At 32.7% G+C, this 15,494-nt stretch carries 16 protein-coding genes and 4 tRNA genes; 12 read left to right on the top strand and 8 right to left on the bottom strand.

What is annotated here, in order from left to right; translation table 11 throughout:
* The first annotated feature begins 3 nt into the window (after positions 1-3).
* The 3 genes from AAYQ05_RS21670 to AAYQ05_RS21660 all read left to right on the top strand — a co-directional run bounded on the left by AAYQ05_RS21670 (position 4) and on the right by AAYQ05_RS21660 (position 315).
* Positions 4-76 (top strand) — tRNA-Lys (locus tag AAYQ05_RS21670).
* Between the two features lie 40 nt (positions 77-116).
* A tRNA-Lys gene (locus AAYQ05_RS21665) sits at positions 117-189 on the top strand.
* Positions 190-232: 43 nt separating this feature from the next.
* Positions 233-315: transfer RNA gene (locus tag AAYQ05_RS21660), tRNA-Leu, on the top strand.
* 74 nt (positions 316-389) lie between these two features.
* Here AAYQ05_RS21660 and AAYQ05_RS21655 read toward each other — a convergent pair.
* On the bottom strand, positions 390-1,121 hold the full coding sequence (locus AAYQ05_RS21655) for a hypothetical protein (protein WP_343545324.1): 732 nt from the start codon (positions 1,119-1,121) through the stop codon (positions 390-392).
* A gap of 383 nt (positions 1,122-1,504) precedes the next feature.
* Here AAYQ05_RS21655 and AAYQ05_RS21650 point away from each other — a divergent pair.
* From AAYQ05_RS21650 to AAYQ05_RS21615, 8 genes are all read left to right on the top strand, one after another.
* Positions 1,505-1,577 (top strand) — tRNA-Lys (locus AAYQ05_RS21650).
* A 190-nt stretch (positions 1,578-1,767) separates the two neighbouring features.
* Positions 1,768-2,268 (top strand): tetratricopeptide repeat protein, encoded by a 501-nt coding sequence (locus AAYQ05_RS21645; protein WP_343545323.1) that lies wholly within the window; start codon positions 1,768-1,770, stop codon positions 2,266-2,268.
* A 210-nt stretch (positions 2,269-2,478) separates the two neighbouring features.
* Positions 2,479-3,378 (top strand): MerR family transcriptional regulator, encoded by a 900-nt coding sequence (locus AAYQ05_RS21640; protein WP_177212302.1) that lies wholly within the window; start codon positions 2,479-2,481, stop codon positions 3,376-3,378.
* 39 nt (positions 3,379-3,417) lie between these two features.
* Positions 3,418-4,884 (top strand): bifunctional phytoene desaturase/3,4-desaturase, encoded by a 1,467-nt coding sequence (gene crtID / locus AAYQ05_RS21635; protein WP_343545322.1) that lies wholly within the window; start codon positions 3,418-3,420, stop codon positions 4,882-4,884.
* Between the two features lie 3 nt (positions 4,885-4,887).
* Positions 4,888-5,727: a phytoene/squalene synthase family protein gene (locus AAYQ05_RS21630; protein WP_177212300.1), complete on the top strand. Its 840-nt coding sequence runs from the start codon at positions 4,888-4,890 to the stop codon at positions 5,725-5,727.
* Between the two features lie 184 nt (positions 5,728-5,911).
* The gene (locus AAYQ05_RS21625; RefSeq protein ID WP_343545321.1) at positions 5,912-6,352 is read left to right on the top strand and encodes a sterol desaturase family protein; all 441 of its coding nucleotides are present in this window, start codon (positions 5,912-5,914) and stop codon (positions 6,350-6,352) included.
* Between the two features lie 34 nt (positions 6,353-6,386).
* Positions 6,387-6,854 (top strand): SRPBCC family protein, encoded by a 468-nt coding sequence (locus tag AAYQ05_RS21620; protein WP_343545320.1) that lies wholly within the window; start codon positions 6,387-6,389, stop codon positions 6,852-6,854.
* 234 nt (positions 6,855-7,088) lie between these two features.
* On the top strand, positions 7,089-8,384 hold the full coding sequence (locus AAYQ05_RS21615; RefSeq protein WP_343545319.1) for a cryptochrome/photolyase family protein: 1,296 nt from the start codon (positions 7,089-7,091) through the stop codon (positions 8,382-8,384).
* Positions 8,385-8,668: 284 nt separating this feature from the next.
* On the opposite strand, the gene AAYQ05_RS21610 is transcribed toward AAYQ05_RS21615, so the two are convergent.
* Together AAYQ05_RS21610 and AAYQ05_RS21605 are read right to left on the bottom strand one after the other, a co-directional pair.
* Positions 8,669-9,973, bottom strand: a complete 1,305-nt coding sequence (locus AAYQ05_RS21610; RefSeq protein ID WP_343545318.1) for an ABC1 kinase family protein — start codon at positions 9,971-9,973, stop codon at positions 8,669-8,671.
* Positions 9,973-10,632: a TetR family transcriptional regulator C-terminal domain-containing protein gene (locus AAYQ05_RS21605; protein ID WP_343545317.1), complete on the bottom strand. Its 660-nt coding sequence runs from the start codon at positions 10,630-10,632 to the stop codon at positions 9,973-9,975. The genes AAYQ05_RS21610 and AAYQ05_RS21605 overlap by 1 nt, the downstream gene beginning before the upstream one ends.
* 98 nt (positions 10,633-10,730) lie before the next feature.
* Here AAYQ05_RS21605 and AAYQ05_RS21600 point away from each other — a divergent pair, with 98 nt between their 5' ends.
* The gene (locus AAYQ05_RS21600; protein WP_343545316.1) at positions 10,731-11,642 is read left to right on the top strand and encodes a TIGR01777 family oxidoreductase; all 912 of its coding nucleotides are present in this window, start codon (positions 10,731-10,733) and stop codon (positions 11,640-11,642) included.
* Positions 11,643-11,644: 2 nt separating this feature from the next.
* On the opposite strand, the gene AAYQ05_RS21595 is transcribed toward AAYQ05_RS21600, so the two are convergent.
* The 5 genes from AAYQ05_RS21595 to AAYQ05_RS21575 all read right to left on the bottom strand — a co-directional run bounded on the left by AAYQ05_RS21595 (position 11,645) and on the right by AAYQ05_RS21575 (position 15,347).
* The gene (locus AAYQ05_RS21595) at positions 11,645-12,211 is read right to left on the bottom strand and encodes a YceI family protein (protein ID WP_177212293.1); all 567 of its coding nucleotides are present in this window, start codon (positions 12,209-12,211) and stop codon (positions 11,645-11,647) included.
* 234 nt (positions 12,212-12,445) lie between these two features.
* Positions 12,446-12,898: a hypothetical protein gene (locus AAYQ05_RS21590; protein WP_343545315.1), complete on the bottom strand. Its 453-nt coding sequence runs from the start codon at positions 12,896-12,898 to the stop codon at positions 12,446-12,448.
* Positions 12,899-12,914: 16 nt separating this feature from the next.
* Entirely contained in the window at positions 12,915-13,310 is a 396-nt protein-coding gene (locus AAYQ05_RS21585; RefSeq protein WP_177212291.1) for a VOC family protein, read from the bottom strand.
* A 42-nt stretch (positions 13,311-13,352) separates the two neighbouring features.
* Positions 13,353-13,901, bottom strand: a complete 549-nt coding sequence (locus AAYQ05_RS21580) for an acyl-CoA thioesterase (RefSeq protein ID WP_177212290.1) — start codon at positions 13,899-13,901, stop codon at positions 13,353-13,355.
* 72 nt (positions 13,902-13,973) lie between these two features.
* On the bottom strand, positions 13,974-15,347 hold the full coding sequence (locus AAYQ05_RS21575) for a DNA recombination protein RmuC (RefSeq protein WP_343545314.1): 1,374 nt from the start codon (positions 15,345-15,347) through the stop codon (positions 13,974-13,976).
* Positions 15,348-15,494 lie beyond the last annotated feature (147 nt).

Here is a 15,494-nt window from a genome sequence, read left to right as displayed (position 1 = left end):
AATGACTCGATAGCTCAGTCGGTAGAGCACATCACTTTTAATGATGGGGTCCTGGGTTCGAGCCCCAGTCGGGTCACAAATTTTGTGATTAACAAATTAAATTTCTTGAAAGCAATGACTCGATAGCTCAGTCGGTAGAGCACATCACTTTTAATGATGGGGTCCTGGGTTCGAGCCCCAGTCGGGTCACAAAGGTCGGGTAATTTATTTTACTCGACCTTTTTTCTTTTTAGGCCATGTGGAGAAACGGTAGACTCGCCATCTTGAGGGGGTGGTGCTCGTAAGGGCGTGAGGGTTCAAATCCCTCCATGGTCACATTTTTATACAGCTTTAAACTTAAAACGTCTTTTTTTTTAAAAAGACGTTTTTTTTTGTCAACCAAACAGAAATTAATATATTATTTCTCTATAATAAACATCTGGATTTTCTTTTCTATTACTTTTTTTAACCACCCAGTTGCCATATTTATCCACTTTGTACGAATAGCTTTTTTTATCCAAATCCCAAGCATTAAATTTACTAACAGTAAATTCTTCCACATTAACACTCTTTAAACTATCTACATTATATTGTTTTTTTAAATATTCTTTTCTCCATGTAGTTACAGTATTGTCCCGATTATGTCTACAAACTTCCAAAACACGGTTTTCACCAGTAACCGGCACTCCATTTTTTTGAATTTCTACCCAATTGCTATTATTCACTTTTTTCAATAAATTCCCTGCTTCATCATATTTTCTAAGACATCCAAAATAAACAGTATCAGATTTGATTTTTCTCAAGTCATCAACTAACTTATTATCAATTCTATCCTTGAAATAAATAAATTTTTGCACAAATTTTTCCCCAAGCGCTGTTTCAGTTGAATTTATTATCAGTTCATTATTTCTAAATTCATACAAATGACAATTGGCATCTACCTTAATAGAATCATTTTCGATAAGCTGATAACAAGTTTCTTTAATAACTTTTGGATTACCATACAAAGTATCCGCTTGAAAAACCAACATTTTCGGTTTATCGTAAACTTCACCAACAATTAATGAATCTAAAGAACCATCAAATTTTTCAAGTGAAGAATAGATTTCTTTTTTTGAATTTTGACAACTAGTCAAAACCATTATAACTATTAGATTTTTAAAAAACCTACACATTCCCATTTTTAGCATATAACAAACTTACTATACATAATACAACCTGAATACCTTCTTTATTTTGAAAAATTAAAGGCATTTAAATAGCTAATATAAAAATATTTCTAAGCTGTTCTATTTTTTTTTCAACAACCATTAAGTCGATTTTTCCCCATCTTCACCTTTAAAACAATTAAATCCTACCTAAAAACCGTACATTTCTCGACCATCAACGCCATTACATCAAAATATATTCAACTACAAAACAAACACTTACACCTATAAAGAAAATTTATTTAAAAATTCATTAAAAAAAAGGGTTGTTAAGCTAAATAAAGTCCTTATATTTGCACCCTCATTGAAGAAATGAAGACTCGATAGCTCAGTCGGTAGAGCACATCACTTTTAATGATGGGGTCCTGGGTTCGAGCCCCAGTCGGGTCACAAAAGGTCAGGTAATTATTTTACTTGGCCTTTTTTGTTTTTAGAATATGTTAAATTCTAAAAACTTCTCCAATTCCTCTTACTACCTCTTCATTTACTAAATATTATTCAGAAAGAAAATCTCTTACAAAATAAAAACTTTCATAAATTCGTTGGGAAATAATTAAATCACTAATCCCAAATTAGTTTTATGAAAAACCTACTATTAGCATCACTCATCATGATGTCTTGCTCTATCTGGGCACAATCTGCAACTGGCTATTTTGACAAAGCCATAAAAAAAGCTGAAGCTGGCAACACAAAAGGCGCAATTGCCGATTACACGAAAGCCATTAGCATGAATTCTAAATTTGTCGAAGCTTATCAGAATCGTGGTGTGGCAAAATTCAAGCTAAATGATTTAAAAGGAGCTCAAGCCGACTTTAGCAAAACAATCGAACTAGACAGCATGAATGCCGACGCCTTTACAGGAAGAGCTAATGTGAACTACAAATTACAAGACTATCAAGGAACTATTGACGATTGTACAGCTTCTTTAGGTTTAAATCCGAAAGATTACGTTGCTTACAACCTAAGAGGTTTGGCTTACAACAAAATTGGCGATAAGAAAAACTCTTGCAAAGATTTCAGCAAAGCAATTGAGCTTGGAAGTCAGAGTGCTATAAAAAACAAAGCTACTTTTTGTAAATAATAGCGTCTAAAGATTAAAAACGGTCTGCATATCAAAAATATGCAGACCGTTCTTTTTTATCAAAGTAATATATTTCTTAAAAATTTTATACCTGATTTTAGGTAAATAATATATTTTAAATACGTAAACCTCTAATCCTCTATCTTTTTAATGTAGTTTTAAGGTCGAATCTAAGATTTTATTTTACATTTGTTGACTTAATCGCGAAAAATGATAAACAATATTAAAACTGTTTTCAGTATTAAAGATCTTGAGAACTTATCTGGAATAAAAGCGCATACCATACGCATCTGGGAAAAGAGATACAACATCCTTGAACCAATGCGAACCGATACTAATATTAGATTTTACAACCTTCATAATCTGCAGAAACTTTTAAATATTACGTTACTGCACGAGTACGGCTACAAGATTTCTAAAATTGCAACATATCCTGAAGAAAAGATACCACAACTGGTACGCGAAATAATCTCGAAGAAAAACTCTCAAAACTACGCTATCACCTCTTTTAAAATGGCGATGATGAATTTTGATCAAGAGTTATTCTTTAACACATTCGATTGGCTTATTACAGAAAAAACATTTAAAGAAGTTTTTAAAGAACATTTTTTACCGCTTTTAAAAGAGCTTGGATTATTGTGGCAATCTGAAACCATCACTCCTGCAAATGAACATTTTATGAGTCATTTAATTAAGCAGAAAATCTTAATTTACACAGAAAGTCTTCAGATTAGAAAACCAATCAAAACCGACCGCATTTTTGTTTTATCACTTCCGTTAAACGAAATTCACCAGATCGGATTATTGTACTTGCAATATGAAATCCTTGACAAAGGTTACAAAACCATTTATCTTGGAGAAAGCATGCCGATTGAAAACCTTCAGGATTTAACCAAACATTTTGAGAATATTACGTTTATTTCTTTTATGACTGTTCAGCCAGACAGAAGCGTAATCAATCAATATGTGAAATCGATGGGACAGAAATTATTGCAGGAAAACAACGAGATCTGGCTTATGGGTAAAATGGTCGAACATATTGACCAAAAAGTCCTTAGCGACAGAATCCGCATTTTCGATTCCATGGAAGAAACTATTAACATGCTTTAATTTATTTTTGTTTAAGTTTTTCTTATATTTGTTAAACAAATGAGAAAAACTATCCAAATAATAGGCTCAGGCTTCTCTTCTTTAGCAGCCGCATGTTACCTTGCTCAACAAGGAAACACGGTTACTGTTTACGAAAAAAACGATACAATTGGCGGGCGTGCAAGACAATTTAAAGAAGATGGTTTTACTTTTGATATGGGACCAAGCTGGTATTGGATGCCAGATGTGTTTGAACGCTTTTTTCAGGATTTCGATAAAAAACCTTCTGATTATTATGAGCTGATAAAATTAAATCCTGCATATAGGGTTTATTTTGGGATCAATGATTTTATCAGTATCTACGACAATCTTCAAGAAATAAAACGCACTTTTGAAACCATAGAAAAAGGAAGCGGTCAAAAACTGCAAAACTTTATTGATCAAGCCAAAAGCAATTATGATATTGCGATTAAGAATTTAGTTTATCGTCCTGGAATTTCTCCTCTCGAATTAATTACTAAAGAAACCGCATTAAAGCTTGATCAATTTTTCAAGAATGTAAGTGCTGATATTCGCAAAAATTTTAAAAATGAAAGACTGATTCAGATCTTGGAGTTTCCAGTTTTATTTCTTGGAGCAAAACCTGACAAAACACCTTCATTTTATAATTTTATGAATTATGCCGATTTTGGCCTCGGAACCTGGCATCCAAAAACAGGGATGTTTGATGTCATTCGAGGAATCGAAAAACTGGCTTTAGAACTTGGCGTGACAATTAAAACCAATTCACCAATAGAAAAAATTATTGTTGAGAATAAAACTGCAACTGGAATCGTAATTAACGGTGAGGCTTTAAAAGCTGATATTGTTTTAAGCGGAGCAGATTATCAGCATTCTGAAACTTTACTTGACAGCGAACACAGAATGTATTCTGAAAAATATTGGAAAAACAGAGTTTTTGCACCTTCTTCTCTCCTATTTTTTATTGGTTTTGATAAAAAAATAGAAAACATTTCGCATCATGCTTTGTTTTTTGATGTCGATTTCAATCAGCACGCAGCAGCTATTTATGATCAACCGAAATGGCCAGAAGCTCCGTTGTTCTACGCTAACTTTCCATCTAAAACAGATAAAACTGCGGCACCAGACGGAATGGAATCTGGATTTTTCTTGATTCCTCTTGCACCTGGAATCGAAGATACTGAAGAACTGAGAGAAGAATATTTTGAAAAGATCATTTCTCGTTTTGAAGAACTTACCCAGCAAAAAATTAAAAATAACATTATCTTTAAGAGATCATTCTGTAAAAATGACTTTGTTGCCGATTATAATGCCTACAAAGGAAATGCTTACGGAATGGCCAATACTTTATTGCAAACGGCTTTTTTAAGACCAAAATTGAAAAGCAAAAAAGTCAGGAATCTATATTTTACAGGACAATTAACCGTTCCTGGTCCAGGTGTTCCGCCTGCCTTAATTTCAGGAAAACTAGCAGCTGAATTAATTCAAAAATCTTTTAGATCTTAAAAAATGAAATCACTATTCGACGCCGTTTCTTTCAAATGCAGCAAATTGGTTACCAAAAATTACAGCACTTCATTTTCTCTTGCTGTAAAAATGCTTTCGCCAAGTATTCGCGATGCTATTTACAGCATTTACGGATTTGTTCGTTTTGCCGATGAAATTGTAGATTCATTTCATGGCTACGAAAAAGAATACCTAATTGAAGATTTTGAAAAAGAATATTATAAAGCTATGGAATTAGGCATCAGCTTAAACCCAATTTTGAATTCTTTCCAGCAAACGGTAAAAGAATATAATATTACCGACGACTTGGTTCAGGCATTCTTAAAAAGCATGAAAATGGATCTCATAAAATCGAATTACCAAACACAAACCGAGTACATCGATTACATTTATGGTTCTGCCGATGTTGTGGGTCTCATGTGCCTAAAAGTTTTTGTAACTGGAAAAGAGCACAAATACGAACAGCTGAAATACGAAGCCATGCGTTTAGGATCGGCTTTTCAGAAAGTAAATTTTCTTAGGGATTTGAAAGACGATAATACCATTTTAAACCGTTCTTATTTTCCTGGCATTAATCTGAATAACTTCAACGAAGATTCAAAAAATCAAATTATAAAAGAAATTGAAGAAGATTTTAGAATTGCCTATCAAGGAATTGTAAAACTGCCTATCGAAGCCAAATTTGGAGTTTATACCGCTTATGTTTATTATAAAAAATTACTCAAAAAGCTAAAAAACACACCATATTACGAAATTGGAAATGCTAGAATTCGAGTTTCCAATTATACCAAAGCAGGCCTTTTGGCGCAGTCTTTTGTGACTTATAAATTGAAGTTGGTTTAAATTCGTTCAGCTTTGTAATTACGATTAAATCAACAGTTTGTCATTTCGACGAAGGAGAAATGACAAGATTGAGAGAATTGCAGACTTAAAACCAAATAGCGAATCTTTTTGAGTCAATCTTTTATAATCTAAAGCTAAACTCAAAAACAATAAAACGATAATTTTAAAACATCAACATTACAAAATGATTTCTTTTTTAATCTTTTTAGGCGTTTTTCTATTTATGGAATGTGTGACTTGGCTAACACATAAATATGTTATGCATGGTTTTATGTGGTATTTTCATGCCGATCATCATCAGCCGAAATACGAAAACACTTTTGAGCGCAACGATATTTTCTTCGTCATTTTTGCCATTCCGAGTATAATCTTGTTTTATTTTGGTGTCGAAGGCGGATTTAATTATCTGTTTTTTATTGCATGCGGCATTACACTTTATGGCGCTTGTTATTTTTTAATTCACGATGTTTTAATTCATCAGCGGTTTAAATGGTTTAAAAACACCAAAAACAAATACCTCATCGGACTTAGAAAAGCTCATAAAATACACCACAAACATTTACAAAAAGAAAAAGGAGAATGTTTCGGAATGTTGTTCGTGCCATTTAAATATTATAAAATGTAGCATCATTTGAGCATTTTTCAAGAACAATTTGATTATGAAATTATACAAAATAGTAACCGTACAGCATATAAATGCAAGTGTTGAAGATTGCTGGGATTTTTTCTCAAGTCCAAAAAACCTTCAAACTATTACACTCGATAATATGAATTTCCAAATTCAGGATTACGACGGAAAACGTATGTATCATGGACAAATTATTACCTACACTTTAAAACCGCTTTTCGGAATCAAAATGTCTTGGGTTACCGAAATTACTGCTTGTCAAGAAAATGAGTATTTTGTAGACATTCAGCAATTTGGGCCTTATAAACTTTGGCATCACAAACACTTTTTTGAACCAACACCAGATGGAGGAACCAAAATGACAGACGTTGTTCATTACGCTCTCCCATTTGGAATTCTAGGAAGAATCATGAACCGCTTGGTTGTAAAAAACAAATTGAAAAGCATTTTCGATTATAGATTTAATAAAATCGAAGAATTATTTAATTCTAAAAAGTAAGCCACAGGTTAACACAGATTAAAATAAAATTTAAACACATAGAAACATAGATTTAGATTGGGAAAAAAGACGTTTCACTTGCATAAATACACATAGCTATGTGTAAGAAACTAGTTTCTTTCTAAACTCTTTTTAAAAGAAAAACAAATCTATGTTTCTATGTGTTGAGAAAAACAGTCCAGAAAATAAAAAATCATTTAAATCCCATTAATCTGTGGCAAAAAAACAAAAACAATGACAAAACAAAAAGTTGCTTTATTTTGGTTTAGACGTGATTTGCGTTTAGAAGACAATACTGGATTATTCCATGCTTTGCAATCGGATCTTCCTGTTGTTCCATTATTCATTTTTGACGATGATATTCTAGAACATCTTCCAAAAAATGACGCCAGAGTAACTTTCATTTATGATTCACTCGAAAAAATAAATTCAGAATTAAATAAACTTGATTCTTCGATTTTAATCAAAAAAGAAAAAACTACAGAAGTTTGGAAATCGTTAATTGAAGAATTTGACATTCAAAGCGTTTTCTTTAATAAAGATTATGAACCTTTTGCCATCAAGCGTGATACAGCCATAACTGCGTTATTAAAAGAAAACAACATTAAATCTTTTTCTTTTAAAGATCATGTAATTTTCGAAGAAAAAGAAATCACAAAAGCCGACGGACTTCCATATACCGTTTACACGCCTTATAAAAACAAATGGCTAGAGAAATACCATTTTTCGGGTTCTGCTCCTGAATATGACATCAAGCCTTTTCAATCTAATTTTTCAAAAACTCAATTTAACTTTCCTGATTTAAAAGAAATTGGTTTTGAAAGAAGTTCCATAAAAGTAAAACCACATAACTTAACACAAATCGCAAATTACAAAGAAACAAGAGATTTTCCAGCTTTGGACAGCACTTCTTATCTTTCACCACATTTACGTTTTGGTACTGTTAGTATTAGAAAATTAGTAAACTGGGCAAACCGAAAAAATCAGACATTCTTAAGCGAATTAATCTGGCGAGAATTCTTTATTCAGATTCTTTTTAGCTTCCCGAATTGTGTCAATCATAACTTCAAATCCAATTACGACGGAATTCAATGGCGAAATAATGAAGAAGATTTCAAACGCTGGTGTTCTGGAACAACCGGATATCCAATGGTCGATGCTGGAATGCGTCAGCTGAATGAAACTGGATACATGCACAATCGCGTTCGCATGGTTGTGGCGAGTTTTTTATGCAAACATTTACTCATTAACTGGCAATGGGGCGAAGCTTATTTCGCAGAAAAACTTCTAGATTTCGAATTAGCTTCAAATGTAGGAAACTGGCAATGGGCGGCAGGAACAGGATGCGATGCTGCGCCTTATTTCAGAGTTTTTAATCCCGAAATTCAGCAGCAAAAATTTGACCCAAAAGGAGAATACATCCGCAAATGGATACCTGAATTTGATTTTGGTTATAATGAACCTATGGTTGATCATGCTTTTGCTAGAGATCGTGCGATTTCTACTTACAAGGCTGGGATTTTAAAATAAAGTTTTTATTTCAGGTTTCAAGTTTCAGGTTTACACTGGATGCTTAATTTTGTTTCACGCAGATTAAGCAGATTTATACTCATTTTTGTCATCCCGAGGAACGAAGGATCACACACTAGAAACTCCACAATCAGAATCGATAATCTTTGTTGAGCTACGTTTGTGATCCTTCGTTCCTCAGGATCACAAACTAAACAAAAAAACTTTGTCAAAGTTTTAAACTTTGACAAAGTTCTATATCTAAAGTTCAGCCAACTTGAAACCTGAAACTTGAAACAAAAACCCTAATATTTTATATAATTCTCCACAACGATTTTCGCTTTCAAATCAAACATTAAATTATATAAACCGAAGAAAGTGCGATTCATGTAAATAAAGTGCTTAGAACCACGATTTCCGTTCATTTTTTTGAGATTTGTATCTTCTGAAAAACGTTTTCCTAATTGGGCAATTGCGTTGAAGAATTCTTCATCGGCAAAATCGAAAGTTTCATTTTGAAAAGGTTTTGTAAAAAGAGACAATAAATCATGAAACATTTCGGTGAAATATTCTATTTCTGCTGGTGTATCATCTGGACGAAGAATCTCCAATTCAAATAATTTCTGATTGAAAAGCTTCTCGTCTGTAATGACATTTTTATTAATCAACTCAAAATACGGAGTGTAGAAATCATCTGGAATTTGTTTCATACAGCCAAAATCTAAAGCGATTAACTGATTTTGATCATCAACCAAAAAATTTCCTGGATGCGGATCTGCATGCACTTTTCTTAAAACATGAATTTGATACATATAAAAATCCCAAAGCGCCTGACCCAATTTATCGCCTGCTTCTTGGTCGGTGTTTTTTGCTGTGAACTCCGAAAGATGAATTCCAGTCATCCAATCCATCGTAATGATTTTCTCTGATGAAAACTCTGGATAGTAATTCGGAAAAGTGATGTTTTCAATCTTACTGCAAGCCTCAACAACTTCTTGGCTTTGTTTCAATTCCAACAAATAGTTAGTTTCTTCAATTAGTTTGTCTTCGACTTCTTTGAAATATTTATCAGAATCTTTTCCCTGCAGATTAAACATTCTAATTGCAATTGGTTTCACCAAAGCCAAATCAGAAGAAATGCTATTGGCAACACCTGGATATTGAATTTTAACCGCCAGTTTTTTATCGCCTTTTTTTGCCAAATGCACTTGGCCAATACTTGCCGCGTTTACTGAATTTGGATTGAATTCGTCAAAAATTTCATAAGGTGTTTTTCCAAAATTGCTTTTGAATGTTTTTAAAACCAAAGGTGCAGAAAGTGGCGGAACAGAAAATTGCGATAACGAAAACTTTTCTACATAAGCCTGCGGAAGAAAGTTTTTATCCATGCTTAGCATTTGAGCCACTTTAAGCGCACTTCCTTTTAAGCTTTTTAGTCCATCATAAATATCTTCGGCGTTGTTCTCGTTTAGTTTGTCACGGCTCAAATCTGGATTAACCATTTTTTCGGCATAATGTTTTACATAGTTTACACCGATTTTAGCACCTGTTTGAACCAATTTTCCTGCTCGTTCTATTTTTGAGGTTGGAATATAATCGATTGTTTTCATTATCTGCTGTATACTTTTTCTTTAAACAAAAATTTCCCGAAATCAATCAAATGATTCATTGGCGCAACATTCATTAATTCGAACGAAGCATTAACAGATTTTTCAATAAAAATATCTGTCTTTTCGAAAGCCGGAGATTCGTCTTCCATCCAAAATTTGATTGTCATCATTAATTGCACCCAAGAAGATTCCTGAATGGCTTTTTCTTGAAATTTTTGAAATCTTTCCTGTTCCAATCTGTAATCGTCTGTCAGGATTTCAGCAACATATTCTTTAAAACTATTTCGAAGCGTAGTTAACTGAACTAAATTTTTAATCGGATTTTTATCCATTTTAAGCGATTGTAAAACATAGCTTCTATTGGCAGTCAGGATTTCAAAAAAAGTAAAATAAAAACTCAACATTTTATTCTTCATGTCATATCCCTGATATTCCTCATTCTTATAAAGAAGATTAACTGTGTTTTCAAAAAACAGTCGGAATATTTCTTTTTCTAAACCTTCTAATGTTCCAAAAAAAGCATAAAATTCGGCTTCTGTAAAATCATTTTCTTTGGCAAAATGATAAACCGATTTTGGTTTTTGACCTTTTTCCAGAACCTCTTCCATATATTTTGAAACGATATCATCTTTGGTAATTACCTTTTTTTTAGTCGCCATTTTATTAAAATTTAGAATTTGCCATAAAGGTAAACATTGTTTAAGTACCTTTACTAATCCTTAAACACTATATACTGTTAAATATATTATAAACTATTATGGCTCAAAATGTTCTATTAACAGGCGGAAGCGGTTTCATTGGAAAACATTTAACAGATGTTCTCATCGAAGCCGGATTTTCTGTGTCTGTTTTGAGCCGTTCAGACAGAGAAAATACTCCGAGAGTCACTTACTACAAATGGGATATCAAAAAAAATTACATTGATAAAAATGCTGTCCTAAATGCCGACTACATTATTCATCTTGCAGGAGAAGGAATCGTCGAAAAAAGATGGACTAAAAGACGAAAAAGAGCTATTCTTGAAAGCCGAATTAGACCTATAGAAATGATTTTTTCAGTTTTGGAAAACAACAATAAAAAACTAGACGCATTTGTTTCTGCATCGGCGGTTGGTATTTATGGTGCTGTAACCAGTCATAAAATCTGTACCGAAGACACGGCTCCAGCAAATGACTTTTTAGGCATCACTTGTCAAAAATGGGAAAATGCTGCTGATAAAATGAATTCTTTAAACATTCGAACGGTCAAAATTAGAACTGGTATCGTTTTTGGAAAAGAAGAAGGTTTTATAAAAAAAATGATTCCGACCTTTAAATCGGGTTTTGGCGCGGTATTGGGTTCGGGTAAACAATATCTCCCTTGGATTCATGTTGAAGATTTATGCCAGATTTACTTAAAAAGTATTGAAGACACAAAACTAGAAGGCGCCTACAACGCTTGTGTAACAGACAACACAACTAATGCCCGATTTTCTAAAACATTCGCTAAATTGTTTGATTATGCTATTTGGCTTCCTAATGTTCCACCTTTTGTACTAAAGATTTTATTGGGCGAAATGAGCATAGCAGTTTTAACTGGACAACGTGTTTCTTCGGAAAAAATTCAGAAAGCAGGTTTCGAATTTCAGTTTACTGATTTAGAAAAAACACTTATCAGCTGTATCAAATAATTTTATTTTAAAGTAAGCATAGTATCTTCACTTCGAACAATGCCCGTCAGTTCTGTATTAGCTGTTTTTGAAATTTTGGCCGCTATAGGAGTTGGAATCTGAATATTAAAATCGGAGACTTCAATTGGGAAATCTGAAATAACCTGAATTCCTTCCGGCACTCTTTTAATCAAAGCATTCACAATAATTTCTTTTGATTTGCCTCGTAAATTCAATTTCCCCTTTATCTGATATTGCTTTTCAACCTCATTAATATCTTTCAAATCAAACTTTTCAATCTTCCCTTTAAATACTGCTTTAGGATAACGATCGCTTTGCATATAATTTTCATTGAAATGCTCTTGCATGAGATCCAATTTAAAACGAAAATTTTTGATGACAACAGTACAGATAAAAGTACTTGTTTTAGGTTCTAAAAGTATAGCTACTTGTCTATTTACTGCTCTAATCTCCTCAAACATAGGAACAGAGGCTTCAAAATTAATTGTCCCTGTATTAGTAAAAAATTTGTCTTGGGCAATAACAGAAAAAGCAGTAAAAAGTAAAAATAATAAGGTAGTTGTTTTCATAATCGTCTACATTTAAACAATTATGTCATTCCATTTATTCTGACCAACAGAGAATAAAAAATTCAGCTTTTAATTAATCTGAAAAATAGAACGGCAATACTCAGTGAAAAAATTCCGTAACCCAATAATTACACTTAAAGTTACGAAATTTCTCAACGCCAAGTTCTGAGATTAATGCTAAATATTTGTGAATTTTTTTTCTTCTGAAAAGAGAATCGTGAGAGGTAAAAAAGACTAAAATACTCTTTTTACTAATGCATAAATTACATTGATAAAAAATAAAAGCTGTGCACCAAATAATGCAAAAATGAAAATCACTATTCCTATTTCTATTCTTTGGTTAAAACTCATGTCTTCTAAAAGTCCAACCATATCGCCAGGAATACTTTCTCTTATAAATTTAGGCAAAACCAAAACCGCAAACAAACCTATTACGCTTATTAAAATATGAGAAACAGTCATCCAATTTATTAAACCAAAATTTAGTTTCAAAAGACCAAAATAAATTAAAGCCAATATTCCATAAATAAAAGAAATAAGAATCATTAAATGTTTCCAAGAAATAACAAAATACGTATCATGAATATTGATTGAAACTGTTTGATTTCCTTTATAAAACCCATATAGTAGAAGAACTACTATTAATCCTAAAAACACAAAATAAGGTTTGCTTTGTATGTAATTCATTTAAAAAAATTAGTCGTTAACCTTTTACTTCTGTGCAAATTTCAATTAAAAATCCGTTTAAGTCTCTTGCATAAGCTACAATTTGTCCCCAAGGTTTTTCTACAGGTTCTAAAACTATAACCGCACCAAAAGAAGTTGCTTTCTGTAAAACTTCCGGAACATTATCTGTAATGAAACCAATTTCTATTGCAAAAGGCTTATTTTCTAAACTGCTTTCAATAAAACCGTCTTTCAAACTTTGAGAAGCCAGCTTTTTTGATGCAAATGAAAGTGTCGTTTCTCCTGTGCTTAATTCGCCATAATCACCATCTGGCGTGATAAATTTTCTCGAGAACCCAAAAGCATTTTCATAAAACGCAATAGATTCTTCGACATTTTCAACATATAAAATTGTATATCCAAACTTGACCATAATTTCTACTATTTAATGTGTATCAAATAAATATAAGAAAATTTAGCTGATTTCTAGAAGGACATTATATTTTTCTAAACTCGCTAGATCTTCAATCGAATTTATATTGGTCAATTTTTCGTGTTCTTCTACTTCTTTTCTAACCTCAATATGTTTTATTGCTTTTCTAAAACGTCGCACTTCTTCTAAATTGGATAAAATCAATCCTGGAACTGGAACGCTTTTTCCGTCTTTATCTTTGGCAACCATTGTAAAGTAAGACGAATTACAATGTTTGATTACGCCAGTCTGAATATTTTCGGCTTCTACGCGAATGCCTACGATCATCGAACTTCTTCCAACATAATTTACAGAAGCTTTCATCGTCACTAACTCTCCTACTTCAATTGGTTTTAGAAAGTTTACCGTATCTACAGAAGCCGTTACGCAATAATTTCCGCTAAATTTTGATGCCGATGCAAACGCAATCTGATCTAATAATAACAAAATATATCCTCCGTGAATTTTTCCGCTAAAATTGGTATGCGAAGGAAGCATTAATTCTGATATACTAACTTTTGATGATGAAACGGGTTTAAAATCTGTACTCATGTTTTTGTTTTTGGTATTTTTTGATTAGTTGTATTCTATATTTTTTCTCTTGCCTCTTACTTCTTTCCTCTTCTAATTCAATAATTCATTTTCATCTGAATTTATCGCTCTTGCAATAATATTGTCTGGAAGCGATTTCTTTGCTTTTGCTCCCATTTTTTTCAATCTTTCTACGCTCGAAATCAGATTTCCTTTTCCGTCAACCAGCTTATTCATGGCGCTTTCATATTCTGTTTTGGTGTCTTTTATTTTATTTCCAATTCGGACTAAATCGGACACAAAACCTTCAAATTTATCATATAAAGCTCCCGCTTGTCTTGCAATCTCAAAAGCATTTTCCTGCTGTTTCTGATTGGTCCACATACTGTCAATAGTTCGCAATGTAGCCAAAAGTGTGCTTGGTGTTACAATAACAATATTTCGGTCAAAAGCTTTGGTGTATAAAGATGGATCTTCGTTTAAAGCAATGGCAAAAGCAGGTTCCATAGGAATAAAAAGCAACACAAAGTCTGGGCTTTCCATTTGGTATAAATCATGGTAATTTTTACTTCCTAACTGCTCCACATGCCTTTTTATAGAAATAACATGCTCTTTAAGAAATTCTATTTTTAAAAGTTCCGATTCTTCATTTACCCATTTTTCGTAAGCCGAAAGTGAAACTTTAGAATCGACAATCATTTTTTTACCGTCGGGAAGATTAATGACCACATCTGGCAAAACGCGGTTTCCTTCACTATTTGTAAAACTCTGCTGTACTTCGTATTCTCTTCCTTTTTCTAGTCCTGATTTTTCTAGAACACGTTCTAAAACCAATTCTCCCCAATTTCCCCGCATTTTACTATCGCCTTTTAATGCTTTAGTAAGATTTAAAGTTTCTTTGCTCATTTGCGCGTTCATTTCGCTCAAACCAATAATCTGCTGACGAAGCGCTGCATGATAATCGATACTTTCCTTATGAGTTTGCTCAACCTTTTGTTCAAAAACAAGAATTTTATCCTGCAAAGGCGTCAGGATATTTTTCATGTTCACGGTATTTTGTTCGGTAAACTTAGCCGATTTTTCTTCCAGGATTTTGTTGGCAAGATTTTCAAATTCTTTGGTGAATTTTTCTTGAAGTTCGTTGATTTCGCTTTTTTGCTCTTTATGGCGTTCCCATAAATTTTCAAAATCCACTTCTTTTTTAGAAAGCTGAATTGCAAGACTGTCTTTCTCTGTCCTAATATTTTCTTTCTCGGAAATACTCAACTGTAATTGTTTCTGAAAATTATTTTTTTCGTTTTCAAATTGCTCTTTCAGCATTTGCAATTGTCCATTTAAAGCATTCACTCTTTCCTCAGAAATGGCCTTTTCAGAATTAAATTTTGACGCAGAAAGCGTTCTCCCTACGTAGATTCCAATAAAAAGTGCAACAACAAAGCCTAGTAAAAACGGTAAATAATCAGACATAACTAAGTTAATTTTACGTAAAAGTACGCAATAATACGTAGTGCTTAGTTTTTAAAATGGAAATTTCACTAATTCATTTTCAAATCCAACTAAACCAACATTTTATTTTTTTTGAAAAAAGTTCCACCTCAACGCAACCTTTTTTTA

The sequence above is a fragment of the Flavobacterium movens genome (genome assembly GCF_039581425.1).
GTDB classification, from domain to species: domain Bacteria; phylum Bacteroidota; class Bacteroidia; order Flavobacteriales; family Flavobacteriaceae; genus Flavobacterium; species Flavobacterium luteolum.
Note: the sequence above shows the minus strand (reverse complement) of the source record. Positions and strands in the feature narration are given on the sequence as shown.

What these genes read in the sequence shown, in the direction of transcription:
- AAYQ05_RS21655 (WP_343545324.1), bottom strand. Translation starts at nt 1,121, where the DNA reads ATGGTTTTGACTAGTTGTCAAAATTCAAAAAAAGAAATCTATTCTTCA.
- AAYQ05_RS21645 (WP_343545323.1), top strand. Translation starts at nt 1,768, where the DNA reads ATGAAAAACCTACTATTAGCATCACTCATCATGATGTCTTGCTCTATC.
- AAYQ05_RS21640 (WP_177212302.1), top strand. Translation starts at nt 2,479, where the DNA reads ATGATAAACAATATTAAAACTGTTTTCAGTATTAAAGATCTTGAGAAC.
- crtID (WP_343545322.1), top strand. Translation starts at nt 3,418, where the DNA reads ATGAGAAAAACTATCCAAATAATAGGCTCAGGCTTCTCTTCTTTAGCA.
- AAYQ05_RS21630 (WP_177212300.1), top strand. Translation starts at nt 4,888, where the DNA reads ATGAAATCACTATTCGACGCCGTTTCTTTCAAATGCAGCAAATTGGTT.
- AAYQ05_RS21625 (WP_343545321.1), top strand. Translation starts at nt 5,912, where the DNA reads ATGATTTCTTTTTTAATCTTTTTAGGCGTTTTTCTATTTATGGAATGT.
- AAYQ05_RS21620 (WP_343545320.1), top strand. Translation starts at nt 6,387, where the DNA reads ATGAAATTATACAAAATAGTAACCGTACAGCATATAAATGCAAGTGTT.
- AAYQ05_RS21615 (WP_343545319.1), top strand. Translation starts at nt 7,089, where the DNA reads ATGACAAAACAAAAAGTTGCTTTATTTTGGTTTAGACGTGATTTGCGT.
- AAYQ05_RS21610 (WP_343545318.1), bottom strand. Translation starts at nt 9,973, where the DNA reads ATGAAAACAATCGATTATATTCCAACCTCAAAAATAGAACGAGCAGGA.
- AAYQ05_RS21605 (WP_343545317.1), bottom strand. Translation starts at nt 10,632, where the DNA reads ATGGCGACTAAAAAAAAGGTAATTACCAAAGATGATATCGTTTCAAAA.
- AAYQ05_RS21600 (WP_343545316.1), top strand. Translation starts at nt 10,731, where the DNA reads ATGGCTCAAAATGTTCTATTAACAGGCGGAAGCGGTTTCATTGGAAAA.
- AAYQ05_RS21595 (WP_177212293.1), bottom strand. Translation starts at nt 12,211, where the DNA reads ATGAAAACAACTACCTTATTATTTTTACTTTTTACTGCTTTTTCTGTT.
- AAYQ05_RS21590 (WP_343545315.1), bottom strand. Translation starts at nt 12,898, where the DNA reads ATGAATTACATACAAAGCAAACCTTATTTTGTGTTTTTAGGATTAATA.
- AAYQ05_RS21585 (WP_177212291.1), bottom strand. Translation starts at nt 13,310, where the DNA reads ATGGTCAAGTTTGGATATACAATTTTATATGTTGAAAATGTCGAAGAA.
- AAYQ05_RS21580 (WP_177212290.1), bottom strand. Translation starts at nt 13,901, where the DNA reads ATGAGTACAGATTTTAAACCCGTTTCATCATCAAAAGTTAGTATATCA.
- AAYQ05_RS21575 (WP_343545314.1), bottom strand. Translation starts at nt 15,347, where the DNA reads ATGTCTGATTATTTACCGTTTTTACTAGGCTTTGTTGTTGCACTTTTT.